Source organism: Streptosporangium sandarakinum, assembly GCF_013409935.1.
Classification (GTDB): domain Bacteria; phylum Actinomycetota; class Actinomycetes; order Streptosporangiales; family Streptosporangiaceae; genus Streptosporangium; species Streptosporangium nondiastaticum.
On record NZ_JACCCO010000001.1, the window covers coordinates 3713251 to 3725964 of the forward strand.

A 12714-nucleotide genomic window follows, 5' to 3' on the forward strand; every position below is an offset into this window, starting at 1 on the left:
ACGGGGCGGTCAGCAGGTTCGCCAGCGCACCGTCGTGGTCACCGAGTCGTCGGGGCCGAACACGGTCAGGGGGGCGGAGACGGAGGCGGGGACCCCGCACCACTGGCGGACCCGGAGGGCGCGCAGCGCGATCACACTCGTCTCGCCCTGCCGCAGCGTGCCGCTGGACGGGGTCACGGCCAGTCCGGGAGCCGAGATCCGCCACTCCAGCGGCTCGCCCGTGAGGGTGAGGAGCAGGCTGCCCTGTCCGAACTCGTCCAGCGTCACGACGGGCGGCACGCGCAGCCGCCCGGCGAGCCCGCCCGAGGGTGCGGGGGCGGTGCCGGCGGCCGTGGGCGGGGCGGTCTCGGACCCGGTGGCGGCGGACGACTGCAGGGGACCCGCCGGGTCCTCGGAGCCGATGACCGGCCCGAGGAGGCTCATCCCGGTCAGCGTGCCGGCCGTGCCCGCGACCACGATGATGGCGACCTTGATCGTCGTGGTGCGGAGCCTCGTCCCGGCCCACGACATCGCCTCGGCGAACCGGACCCCGGCTCCGAACCGGATCCCCTCCGGCCCGTCGTCCGGTCCGTCGTGCGTCCCGGCGTCCGTCCCCGCCCGCGTGCCGCGCCCGCCCGGCGGGGTCCGGCCGGTGACCGCGGGCATGGAGGGGACGGTGGCCGCCGCGTCCTGCGTGCGGGTCTCCCGCGTCCACGACTGGGAGAGCAGGGCGTTGTAGAGCGGGGTGTCCTGGCCGGGTGGGGGCGGGGACGGCGGCCGGGTCTTCGGCGGTGACGGCGGCGCGGGTGTGGAGCGGTCCGGGAGGGCCGGCCGGTAGGGGTTCCTGGAGCGGTCCTGGCGCTCGGGACGCGGCGCGGCGCGGTCGGCCTGCTGCCGTTCGGGGCGGACCGGCATGTAGGGGGGCCTGGCGCGACCCGGCCGGGGACGCCGTACGGCGATGCCGGGCATGGTGTCCTCCTGCGACCTCGGCACCGGGCCGGGATCGGCCGCTCCGGCTCCGGCGGTCTCCGCGGACGGCGGCGCGACGGGTGCGGGGGGCACGGCGGACGCGGCGGACGCGGGGGGTGCGGCGGGCGCTGTGGGCGCGACCGGCGCGGGCATGGGAGCCGCGGGAGCGGTGGATGACGCGGGTGCCGCGGTTCCCGGGCCGGTCTCCCCGCCCGGTGGCGGGGTCGGGGCGGCGGAGGCGGCCCTCGGCGCCGGCGGCCGCGTGGCGGGCCGGAGGGAGTCCAGGAGTCGCTGCCTGACCTCGGCGGTCAGCGGCGTGACCCGGGGGTGGGCGATCATCTGCGGGACGGTGTAGCGGATGTTGATCGGCCGCGTGCACACGGTGCACCGCACCATGTGGGACAGCAGGTCCTCGCGGGCCTCCGCGAACTCCGTGGCGGGCGGGACCGTTCCCGCGCGGGGGAACACGCGCTCGGCCAGCGGGGCGAGGTCGGGGCAGGTGGAACGGCCGTGGGCGAGGGAGTCCAGCCCGCTCACGAGGGTCTCGATCAGGTCCTGGGTGCGGGTCGTGAGCCCGGGGACCTCCTCCATGGAGATCGACAGCGCGTGGACGAGGTCCTCGGTGGTCAGCTCGTGCCGGTACATCAGCCGGAGCGCCTCTGCGCCCAGCGGATCGACGATCGTCCAGGCGCGCTCGATCAGCCGGCGTTCCGGCATTCCCGGCATGTCAGCATCCGGCACGTACCCCGCCCGGTAGCCGGGCGAGATACGGCACTCCCGCCGGAGGAAGGCCAGCAGGCGCCCCCGGGGCGTGACACCCAGGGGCGCCGGTCCGCTCCGGCACGCGGCCAGCGCGGACGACGCCGCCGCCACCGCCCGGTCGGGCGGGAGGTGGCGGACGGCGTAGTCGATCAGGTGTGCGCCGTGCTCGCCCACCCAGGCCGCGGCCTGGCCGGGACCGAGCACGGCGCGCCCCGCTCCGGGGGACGTGCTCATGAGCCCGAGTACTCGCCCTGGTCCTGCTCGACCTGACCCGGTTCGACCTGGTCCTGCTCGGTCTGGCCCGGTTCGACCTGGCCGGTGCCGGGCTGAGCGGGCTGGACGTCGGACGGGTCGGTCACCACGAGCTCCAGGTTGCGTTCGGGAAGGCCGGTGAACTTGGTCCAGTTGCTGACCTGGCCGGGAGCCGGGTCGGCGTACAGCCAGCGGACGAACGCGGGCCACGCGCACGAGTCACGCGGTACCGCGAAGCCCCTCCGGGACGTGTCCAGGTTCGCGAGCTCGTCCTCGGAGTAGTTCCGGCACTCGGGGGTGCCGGGCGGGGCGATGTTGAGGTCCCACACGCCGTTCTCGTCGGTGTAACGCATGTTCTTGTCCAGCCCCAGGGCCTCCTGGGCCCGCCGCATGAGCTCCGGGTCCCGGAAGATCGGCAGGGTGGAGGCGGAGGGGTCGGGGGCCTCGCTTCGGGGCGCGGACCGGTCCGCCGGAGGCCGCGCGTCCTGGCCGGTCGGCGGGACGTTGTTCGGGTCGGCGTTCGGGTCGGTGTTCCGGTCGTTCGGCGGGACCGCGTCCTGGCCGGTGGGCGGGAGCGCGTTCTGGTCGACCGGCGGGAGCTGTGTGTCGTCGGCGGGCGGGAGATGGTCCTGGGGAGAGGGCAGGGGGACCGGGGTGATCCGGGCGGAGGGCCGCGGGTCCACCGGCTGCCGGGCGGAGCTCGCCGGCTGCGGGGCCGGGTTCGCCGGCGTCGACGGGCCCGCGGGAACGATCGGCCTCATGGTGCTGTTGGGCGCCGCCGGGGTGAGGACGCCGGTCGGCCGCGTGCCGATGGGCGCGTCGGAGGGCCGGTTCGCCGTGCGCGGGTCGGCCGGTGGCTGGGTCGCCATGCGGCGGTCGGCCGGTGGCTGGGTCTCCACCCGGGGGGCGCTCGGTGGCTGGGACGCCGTGTGGGGGTTCCCCGAGGGCCACGCCTTCACCCGCGGGTCGGCCGACGGCCGGCCGGATCGCCGGTTCCACCGCGACCGGTCGTTGGGCGAGGGCTGGGCCGTACGGATCGAATAGCCGTCACGCGGGGAGCGGCCCCGATGGTCGTGGTCGCCCTTCCGGGGGGAACGCGGGTACGCCGACGGCGGCGGGGTCCGGGAGCCTTCGGACGGCCGCGCCACGTCGGGCCCGTCCGAGGGAGGGGTGCCGGGTCCGTTCGAGGGAGGGGTGCCGGGTCCGTTCGAGGGGCGGGCGTCGTTCCGCGGGGAGGGAGGCGGCGGAGGAGGCGCGATGACCTCCTGCTTCTGCTCGGCGGCCGGCTGCTGGATCTTGCTGCCGTTCTCGGAGAGGTTGCGGCCCACCTGCTCCGTCGGGGCGGGCTTGGGAGGCGGCGGCGCTTTGGGGGCGGGGGCCTGCGGCTGGGCGGCCACCTGGCGGGTGTTCGCGGGAGGCTGCTGCACAGGGGCGGCGTCCTGCTGCTGCGCGCGCGGGGCGGCCGGCGGGTTCGGCACGGGCTGGGTCTTCGTCTTCTCGCTGGCCTTCGGCGCGGAGCTCTCCTTGGGGGGCGGAGCCGACTTGGCGGCGTTCTCCGGAGTGCCCGGGCGCAGCAGTGCACCGACCGCTCCCGCCACGGCCGGGAGCGCGACGCAGCCGCTCGCCCCGCCCGCGATCGCGTGTCCGTCGGTGGTCGCGGCCAGGCAGACCTTCGTGTTGCCGGTGGCGGCGCCCTGGGCGGCCTGGCCGCCTCCGGAGAGCCGGCCCGCGCCGGACGCCCCCAGGGCGGTCCAGGCACCGATCCGGTCGTCCAGGCGGTAGGTGCCCGCGACCAGGCGCATCCCTCCTGCTTCGGAGGGGCCCGCGGAGTCGGACCGAGTGGCGATGACGGCTCCCAGCCCGGCGCCGGCCCCGAACACGCCGATCGCGACACTGGCGGTGATCACCGTCGCGCGTGAGGCCCTACGTGAGGGTGTCATCATGAACGTTCCTCTTCTTTCGGTGGTACGTCAGTCGCCGTGGCCCTCCAGGACCTCGCTCCAGTCGCCCAGCACGCGGACGGGATCGGGGGAGCCGGCGGGGGGGATGTAGGTCACGTACATGCGGCCGTAGGAGGCCCGCGCCGAGTGCGCGAAGGACCTGTTGCCGGTGCGCACGGCCGCCGCCCCCTTCAGCGCGACCCGCGCCCCCGGCCGTTCGACCTTGCGCGTGTCGGTCGAGCGGGCCCCGTACCAGACCAGGGCGCCCCCGTCGGCGGTCCGCAACGCGCGCACCGGGCCCTCGGGCAGGTACGACAGCGTGAGGCTCCAGCCGGCGTCCTCCAGCTGGGCGCGCTCCTCCTGCCAGAACAGCGCGATGTCGCTGGTCCACGGCCCGTCGGCGAACATCGGGTCGATCTCGGCCCGCTCCATGCTCGCCAGGTGGGCGTCGACGACCTGGCGCGGGGTGGCGACCAGGCCCGTGGCGTTCTCGGACAGGCTCGTGGCGTAGCCGTCGTCGTCGGTCGCGATCACGGGGAACCGGTCGGGGGTGGGCCGCGTGTCGGCGGCGGAGGCCACCAGCCGCCAGCCGTCGGGGGTGGAGCTCATCAGGTCGGCGACCCGGCCCACTCCGGGCTTGGTGGAGATCGCCACGAACCAGTCGGGGCGGCCCGCGACGTGGCGGGGGATCCACACACGCGGGTTGGGCCATATTCCCGCGGCCACCGAGCTGCCTTCCATCTCCGCGGTTTTGAAACCGGCCCGGGTCATCTGCACCGCGAGACCGCCCTCCAACTTGCCCATCGCGGCCTGGTCGAGGTCTCGCTGGGCGGCCGACAGCCCGCGCTGGTAGTCGCTGTGGATGCGATACGCCTGTTTGGCGGTGAGCTGGGCCGAGCCGCCCTTGGCCGAGGAGTCGGCCGGGGAGGGGGAGGAGACCGGGGGAGGAGGCACCACCGCCCTGGTCTCCGTTCCCTCGCCGGCGTCGGTCTTGGGCGCCGTGGACGGCGGAACCGCGGGTTTCGTACCGGCCTTGCCGGGCTTGTCGTTCTTCTCGGGTTTCTCGGGTTTCTCCGGTGTGCCGGACGAGCTGGGAGCGTCCGGCTCGGGGGACGAGGCGGGGACGGAGGGAGAAGGGGACGAGACGGATTCCGACGGGGAGGCGGAGGCCGGGGAAGACCTCGGCCCCCAGTCCGCGTCGGGCGGCGCGGATGACGGATCCGCGGCCAGCGCGCCGGGGCGAGGGGTGTTCGAGGTGGTCAACCAGACCCCCGCGCCGATCAAGATCACCAGAATTGCACCGAACAGAATGAGCTTCCGTGGGTCGAATGCGAGCAGCCGCGACGGGTGCCAGTCCGACAGGTGATCGAATTCCTGTCCACGGGAAGATCCTGCGGGGTAGGCGGAACCAGCGTTCCTATCTGGGAAATCTGATGCGCGCCATGACATAGGTCCAAATATTAGACTGACCGTGATCCATAGGGAAGGTAAAGGGGGCGGGTAATCATCACTTATGGTTATTAGGTTTTAATTAGTTCTTAATTCTTATAAGTGACTGTCCGAAATCCCGGCCCGCTGGCCCGTTCCATGGGTGGCGGACGCGTCCGGGCCCCGCCGGCCGGCCGTGACGGGTGCGGCGTCCTGGGGGTTCGGCCTTTCTTGTTATCCAATGTTCATCTCCGGCGGGTTTGACGTTCCTCTTGTAGTGAATTGCCACTCTTGTGGGGGATCGCCGTACCGACGGGCGGCGCCGCATTCACGGTTCCGGCCTCGGCTCTCAGGCCGGCGACCGATATGAACGGCCTTCGTATTCCGGGCCGCCGGGGTGCGCCCCGCCTCGGTCGTCGAGGACCACCTCGGGGATCACCTTGGGGACACCGCGCAGGGCGAACAGCACCGCCACCGCGAGAAGCGCGAGAAGCGCGGCGGCGGTCAGCACCGTCAGCTGCATGGCGGTGACGAACGTCCGCCGTGCCGCCCCGGTGACCGCCCCGGCCAGCGCCGGAGGCAGGGCGGCCGCGGTCTCCAGCGCCCCGCCGAGCGACTCGCCGATCTGACGCGCCGCCTCCGGCGGCACCCCGGAGGGCAGTTCCAGGCGGCCACGGTAGACGCTGTTCAGCACACTTCCCAGTACGGCGATGCCCAGCGCGCCGCCCATCTCCTGCGCGGTCTCCGCGATCGCGGACGCCGCGCCCGCCCGTTCCCTGGGCACCGAGGCCAGGACGGTGTCATTGGTCACCGTGAAGGCGAGGCCCGTGCCGGTGGAGGCGACCAGCATCGCGGCCAGGAGGTACGCGTAACCGGTGCCGGCGTCCATTCGGCCGTACATGAGGAACCCCGCGGCGGTCATCGCCAGCCCCAGGGCGGCGACCCGGGCCCGGCCGACGGTCATGACCAGACCGGAGGCCAGGGTCCCGCCCAGCGCCGCCCCCAGGCCGCCGGGCAGGCTCGCCAGCCCGGAGACCAGCGGTGACCAGCCCCGGACGAGCTGGAAGTACTGGGCGAAGGTGAGGGACGACGCGAGCATCGCGAAGACCCCGATCATGTTGGCCCCGATCGCCCCGGAGAAGGCGCGGCGGCGGAAGAGCCGGACGTCGATGAGGGGCTCGGCCAGCCGCGTCTGGCGCCGGACGAACAGGATGAGCGCGGCGGCGCCGAACGCCCCCGCCCCCCAGACCTCCGCTCCGGTGACGCCGTCGTGGGCGGCGGTCTTCAACGCGTAGATCACGGCGACGACGCCCGCGGCGGACAGCGCCACGCTCATCGCGTCGATCCGGCCGGGGCGGGGGTTGCGCGACTCGGGGAGCACGAAGGCGCCGGCCACCACGACCAGCGCGGCCACCGGGACGTTGATCAGGAAGACCGAGCCCCACCAGAAGTGGTCGAGCAGGAGCCCGCCGGCCAGCGGACCGACGGCGAACCCCAGCGCCGAGACGCTGCTCCAGACGCCGACCGCGGTGGCCCGCTCCCTCGTGTCGGTGAAGACGTTCCGGATGATCGACAGTGTGGACGGCATGATGGTGGCGCCCGCGACACCGAGCAGCGCCCGGGCCGCGATGAGCCACGCCGGGGTCGGCGCGTACGCGGTCAGCGCCGAGGCCGCCCCGAAGGCGGCCATGCCGAACAGCAGCAACCGCCGCCGCCCGATCCGGTCACCGATGTTGCCCATGGTGACGAGGAGCCCGGCCAGCGCGAAGCCGTACACGTCGGCGATCCACAGGAACTGGGTGGCGGAGGGCCGCATGTCCTCGGCCAGCCTGGGCGCGGCCAGGTGCAGCACCGTGAGATCGACGGAGAGGAGCAGTATGGCGAGGCAGGCGATCACCAGCGTGCCCCACCTGCGTGACGGGGAGATCGTGGGGGAGGTCATGGACGCAGCGTCGCGGGTCTCTCCTACGGCCGGCTGACCGGACGCTGACGGGCCTCCGACGGCCCGTGGACCACGGTCCGGGCGACGGTGACCTCTGACCGCGGGTGGCTCGCGGTCCGGGCGGCGGCGATCCTTCGACCGTGAACGGCTCGCGGTCCGTGGGGCCTTCGGCGAGGCGCGAACCGCGGTCCGGCCGGCGGCCGGACCGCGGCGTGCGGGTCACCGCCCGGACGTGGACGGCAGCCCGCCGCCGGCGCGGATCCGGTCGAGGGCGGCGAGCGCCCGGCCGACGGTGAGGCCGCCGCCCCGCCGGTGGGCCGCCTCGAACCTCGCGTCACCGACCAGGGAGCGGGCCCCGGCTCCGACCCGGGCGATGTCCGGGTCGTTCGGGCCGTCCGGTGCGGAGGCGCCGCACAGGGCCACCCCGAGACCCAGCAGGAAGGCGGCCCGTTCGCCGTCCCCCTCCAGCAGGGCGACGCCCGCCAGACCTTCCGCGGCGAGGGCGGCCAGCGGCGGGTTGCGCCGCCATGCCGTGCCGGAGAGCACCGAGAGGTGCCGGTCCAGCGCCTCGCGGGCGTCGCCCTCCATCTCGGCGAGCCGGCCCAGGGCGATGCGAAGCCGCCCGCGCACCTCTTCGGCCAGGTGCCCCTCCAGGTCGCATCCGGCGAGAGCGGCCTTGTAACAGGCGCGGGCCTCGGTGAGGTCGCCGCGGATCCGGGCGACCTCACCGAGGCCGAGGCGGGCGCCGGCCAGTGCCGCCGGATCACCCGCCCGGCGGGCGAACCCGGCCGCGCGCTCGTATCCGGCCCGAGCGCCGTCCAGGTCTCCCGCCCGTACGTCCAGCTCGGCGCGACGGCACAGCAGGTCGGCCAGGTCGGTGGTGGCGCCCAGCTCCTCGGCGAGGGACATGGCCTCGCCGACCAGCCCGGCGGCTCTGCCGTCGTCCCTCCGCCAGATGGCGAGCTCGGCCAGCGAGGTGAGCGCGGTGACCGTTCCCCAGCGGTCGCCGATGGACCGGGAGTTCTCCAGGGCCGCCTCGAAACCACGCTCGGCCTCCACCGGCCGCCCGTTCGACCACCAGTGGTAGCCGAGTCCGAAGTTGATCAGCGCGCGGGTCCACGGGTCCGGGCCGAGCCGGTCCATCCGCCGGATGGACCGCAGGTGGTGGTCCTCGTCCGGCAGTCCGAGGACCACCGCCTGGACCACGAGGGCGAAGGGCTGCCGGGGCATCCCGTCGAGGCCGGCGAGGATCGACCGGGCGGCCTCGACGTGAGGCTTGAGCCCTGGGTCGTACCCGCCCGCCGACGCCGCGAGGAACACGCACAGGGCGTACTCCTCCTCCGCGCCGGCCGGGGGGTGAAGGCCGATCCGGCCGAGGAGCCGCCGGGCCGGGGCGGCCGCCTCGCCCCGCAACCCTCGCAGCCACCAGTACGGGGTCAGGGCCGACAGCAGCCGCAGCGCGAACACCGGATCGAAGGAGCCGCGGGAGCCGAGGGATCTGGAGGAGCCGGCAGGACCGGAGGTTTCCGGGGAGCCCGGGAACCCCGGGGCCCCCGGAGGGAGGACCGCCCGGTGCATCGCGGCGCGCAGGTCCTCGTACTCCCGGTCCAGCCGCCGCAGCCATTCGAGCTGCCCGGCGTCGCGCAGGTGCGGGTCGGCGGACTCCGCCAGGCCGAGGAAGTACTCGCCGTGCGCCCGGCGCAGCGCCTCCTCCTCTCCCGCCTCGGCGAGCCGTTCGGCGCAGAAGGCGCGGATCGTGTCGAGCATCCGGTAGCGGTCGCCCACCACCTCCACCAGCGACTTGTCCACCAGACCGGCCAGCAGGTCGATCGCGTCGGGCAGCCCGGTCACCCGTTCGACGGCCTCCAGCGTGGCGCCGCCCGCGAAGACCGTGAGGCGTCCGGCCATCGTCCGCTCGTCCTCGCCGAGCAGGTCCCAGCTCCACTCCACCGCCGCCCGCAGCGTCCGGTGACGTGGCTGGGCCGTACGGCTGCCGCGGGACAGCAGGCGGAAGCGGTCGTCCAGCCGTGCGGCGACCTCGGCGGCCGTCAGCGACCGCAGACGGGCCGCGGCCAGCTCGATCGCCAGCGGCAGGCCGTCGAGGGCCCGGCAGACACGCAGGACCGCGTCCGCCTCGGACTCCACCGCGTACCCGGGTCGTACGGCCGCCGCCCGCTCGGCGAACAGCCGGACGGCCGGGAAGCCGAGCGCCTCGGCGGCGGGGGTCTCCGGGGGCGGGAGCGCGAGCGGGGGGACGGGGCACAGCGTCTCACCGGTGATGCCGAGCGGCTCGCGGCTGGTGGCGAGGACTCGCAGCCCGGGGCAGCCGCCCAGGAGCCCGGCGGCCAGCGCGGCGGCGGCCTCGACCACGTGCTCGCAGTTGTCCAGGACGAGCAGCGTCCGCCGCTCGGCGAGCGCGGCGACCATCCTCGCGACCGGATCGGGCACGGCTCCGCCCGGGGTGGGCAGCATCCCGGGTTGGTGGAGTCCCAGCGCGCCGAGCACCGCGTGGGGCACGGCGGCGCCGTCGGTGAGCGGCGCCAGCTCGACGAAGCAGACATCGTCGTGACCGTGCGCGGCCGCCTCGACCGCCAGTCGGGTCTTGCCGGTGCCGCCGGGTCCGGTGAGTGTGACGAGGCGGGCCCCGGTGAGCAGCCCGCGGATCCGCGCCAACTCGTCCGCGCGGCCCACCAGGGGTGTGAGCTGCGCGGGCACGCCGGCCCGCGCGGTCACGCCGTCCCCGGAGGGTGGGCTCCGGTCTCCGGCCGAGGGGAGGTCGCCGGACGGACCCCGGTCCCCGGCCGGGGGGACGTCCGGTCCGGGAACGGGCAGGGCGGCCCGGAGGACGGACAGGTGGATCGCGCTCAGCTCCGGCGACGGGTCGGCGCCGAGTTCGTCGGCCAGCCGCGTGCGGACGTCCTCGTAGACCGCGAGCGCCTCGGCCTGCCGGCCGCACGCGTACAGTGCGCGCATGAGCTGACCGCGTGGTCGCTCGCGCAGTGGATGGGCCGTGACCAGCTCCCGGAGGTCCGTGACCAGCGTCCGGAGATCCGCGGTCGGCTCGCGGCGCCGGCCGAGGGCGAGCCGGGCCTCGGCGTGGTCCTCGGCGACGGCGATCCGCGCCTCCTCCAGACGGGCGGCCGCCGCGGCGGCGAACGGCGCGTCCAGGACGTCGGCCAGGGCGGGCCCCCGCCACAGGCCCAGGGCCTCGCCGAGCAGTACCCCGGCCCGCTCGTGCTCCCCCGAGACCAGGGCGGCGCGGCCCTGCCGGGCGAGCCGCTCGAAACGGTGCGCGTCCACGGCTTCGGGCGGTACGGCGAGCCGGTAGCCCGCGGGGTGGCGCGTCACCATCCCGCCGCCGCTGCCGTCCGCGGTGCCGTCCACATCGTCATCCGTGCCGCTGCCCGTGCCGCCGTCCGGGTCGTCGCCCACGGCTCCGGCCGTACCGCCGCCCGCGTCGGCGGCGTCCAGCAGGTGGCGGAGCCGGGAGATCTGCGCCTGGAGGGCGTTGCCGGCGCCCGCGGGCGGGTCGGCACCGTACAGGCCGTCGATGAGCCGGGCCGTGGTCACCACCCGGCCGGGGGTGAGGAGCAGGAGCACCAGTAGCGCGCGCAACCGCGGCCCGCCGACAGGCACGGGGCGCCCACCGGTGAGCCGTACCTCCGTCGGGCCGAGGATGCCGAACCGCACGACTCCGATTCTCCATCATGGGCGCCCGGACAGGGCGTTCCGGCGGCCGGAGGATCACCGGGACGCCCCGGAGCCGACGGCCCGCCGGGGGGACGCCGCTGATGCGCCGTCAGGGAATCGGAAAGAACCCGACAAAGCGGTGAAATGGCGAAAAACGGGGGAATTGTCTCTTGGGGGTGCTGTTCTTCGGCATCGAGTCTTCGGCGTGCCGAGGGGTGCCGAGGGGTGCCGAGGGATGGGCGCCGGCGCGGGGACGGCCCTCACGGCGACCCGCGGGAAACGGGGGTCGGCATGGCATACGGCGCGCGGGCGAGCGGCTGGCTCGGCTGGATATGGTTCGCCGCGGTGATGATGATCCTGGTGGGCGTCTTCAACGTCATCACGGGCCTGTCGGCCATACTCCGGGGAGCCCTCTACGTGCAGACGGGCGACCAGGTGCTGGTCCTCAACCTGCCGGCGTGGGGGTGGATCCACCTGATCCTCGGCGTTCTCCTGATCGCCGTGGGCATCGCCCTCATCGCCGGGCAGCCGTGGGCACGCGTCGTGGCGGTCGTGCTCGCCGCGCTGAACGCCATCGAGCACATGCTCTTCATCCCCGCCTATCCCTGGTGGTCCCTGATCGTCATCGCGATCGACATCCTCGTGATCTACGCCCTGGTCGTGCACGGGCACGAGATGGAGAGAACGGCCTAGCAGCCGTCGGCGGTCACGGCGCGACGGGACGGCCGCGGAACCGGCGGCCTGGGAGGAGCGGCACATGCGGGTGGCGGTGCTGGGAACGGGGCGGATGGGCGCGGCGCTGACCCGGCGGCTGCTCGCCCGCGAACACGTGGTGCGGATCTGGAACCGTACCCGGGGCAGGACCGGAGAGCTGGTCCGGGCCGGAGCCGAGGAGGCGTCCAGCCCCGAGGCGGCCGCCCATGGCACCGACGCCGTCCTGATGACGCTCACCGACGACCGGGCGTGCCGCGACGTCCTGGCCCGTCTCGCGGCGCACATGGGCCCCGACCCGCCGGTCGTCGTCGGCATGAGCACCGTGTCACCGGCCACGGCCCGGGAGTTGCGGGAGATGACGCCGGAGCGCCGGTTCGTGGCCGCCCCCGTCGTCGGGGGACCGGCCGCGCTCGCCGCCGGTCAGGCCATGGGGCTGCTGAGCGGGGATCGGGAGGTCATGGGCCGGCTTCGGCTCCTGTGGCCGGACGTCTTCTCGGTCCAGCGTTACTGCGGGGAGGACCCGGGCGCCGGCCTGGTCTACAAGGTCCTCAACAACCACCTGCTCATGTCCGGTGTGGCCCTGGTCTCCGAGGTGGTCGCCACGGGACAGGCGGCCGGGGTCGACGAGAGGATGCTGCACGACTTCCTCTACCAGTGGTCTACCGTCGCCCCCGGCATGCGCAACCGGCTCGACGACATCTTCCACGGCGACCACGAGGGCTGGTTCACGACGCGTCTCGGCGCCAAGGACCTGCGGCTCGTGATCGAGCTCGCCCGGTCGCTCGGCCTCGACCTGCCGATCGCCCGGACGGTCGAACGCCGTTACGAGGAGGCGGCCGCGAGCGGCTGGGGGGACGCCGACCTCGGCGCGGTCGTGGAACTGCTCCGCTCGGAGCACCACTCCGAACACCCCCCGGAACACGAGACCACGGAACACGGGACCGCGGAGCACGCGACCCCGGAACACGAGACCACGGAAGACGAAACCCCGGAACACGAGTCCCCGGAACACGGCACGTGACGACGCCCCGGACTCCG

Annotated in this window: 8 protein-coding genes; 3 read left to right on the plus strand and 5 right to left on the minus strand. The window is 74.6% G+C overall.

All coding sequences use genetic code 11. From position 1 onward, the window contains the following. Window positions 1–9 precede the first annotated feature (9 nt). The 3 genes from HDA43_RS16825 to HDA43_RS16835 form a co-directional block, all read right to left on the minus strand. Window positions 10–1944 carry a hypothetical protein gene (locus HDA43_RS16825; RefSeq protein WP_179821826.1) on the minus strand — a complete coding sequence of 645 codons (1935 nt, stop codon included), beginning with the start codon at window positions 1942–1944 and terminating at the stop codon, window positions 10–12. Further along, a complete protein-coding gene (locus tag HDA43_RS16830; protein WP_179821828.1) occupies window positions 1941–3869 on the minus strand; it encodes a hypothetical protein in 1929 nt (642 codons plus the stop codon). Before HDA43_RS16830 ends, HDA43_RS16825 begins: the two co-directional genes overlap by 4 nt. 63 nt (window positions 3870–3932) lie before the next feature. After that, on the minus strand, window positions 3933–4859 hold the full coding sequence (locus HDA43_RS16835; RefSeq protein ID WP_179821830.1) for a DUF8094 domain-containing protein: 927 nt from the start codon (window positions 4857–4859) through the stop codon (window positions 3933–3935). A gap of 43 nt (window positions 4860–4902) precedes the next feature. Between HDA43_RS16835 and HDA43_RS16840 the strand changes: the two genes are divergently transcribed. After that, a complete protein-coding gene (locus HDA43_RS16840; protein ID WP_179821832.1) occupies window positions 4903–5268 on the plus strand; it encodes a hypothetical protein in 366 nt (121 codons plus the stop codon). A gap of 411 nt (window positions 5269–5679) precedes the next feature. On the opposite strand, the gene HDA43_RS16845 is transcribed toward HDA43_RS16840, so the two are convergent. Beyond that, window positions 5680–7272 carry an MFS transporter gene (locus HDA43_RS16845; protein WP_179821835.1) on the minus strand — a complete coding sequence of 531 codons (1593 nt, stop codon included), beginning with the start codon at window positions 7270–7272 and terminating at the stop codon, window positions 5680–5682. A 219-nt stretch (window positions 7273–7491) separates the two neighbouring features. Next, window positions 7492–10962 carry an AfsR/SARP family transcriptional regulator gene (locus HDA43_RS16850; RefSeq protein ID WP_179821836.1) on the minus strand — a complete coding sequence of 1157 codons (3471 nt, stop codon included), beginning with the start codon at window positions 10960–10962 and terminating at the stop codon, window positions 7492–7494. A 291-nt stretch (window positions 10963–11253) separates the two neighbouring features. Here HDA43_RS16850 and HDA43_RS16855 point away from each other — a divergent pair, with 291 nt between their 5' ends. Both HDA43_RS16855 and HDA43_RS16860 read left to right on the plus strand, forming a co-directional pair. After that, a complete protein-coding gene (locus HDA43_RS16855; protein WP_179821838.1) occupies window positions 11254–11655 on the plus strand; it encodes a DUF7144 family membrane protein in 402 nt (133 codons plus the stop codon). Window positions 11656–11719: 64 nt separating this feature from the next. Then, on the plus strand, window positions 11720–12697 hold the full coding sequence (locus tag HDA43_RS16860) for an NAD(P)-dependent oxidoreductase (protein ID WP_179821840.1): 978 nt from the start codon (window positions 11720–11722) through the stop codon (window positions 12695–12697). The last annotated feature ends 17 nt before the right edge of the window (window positions 12698–12714 follow it).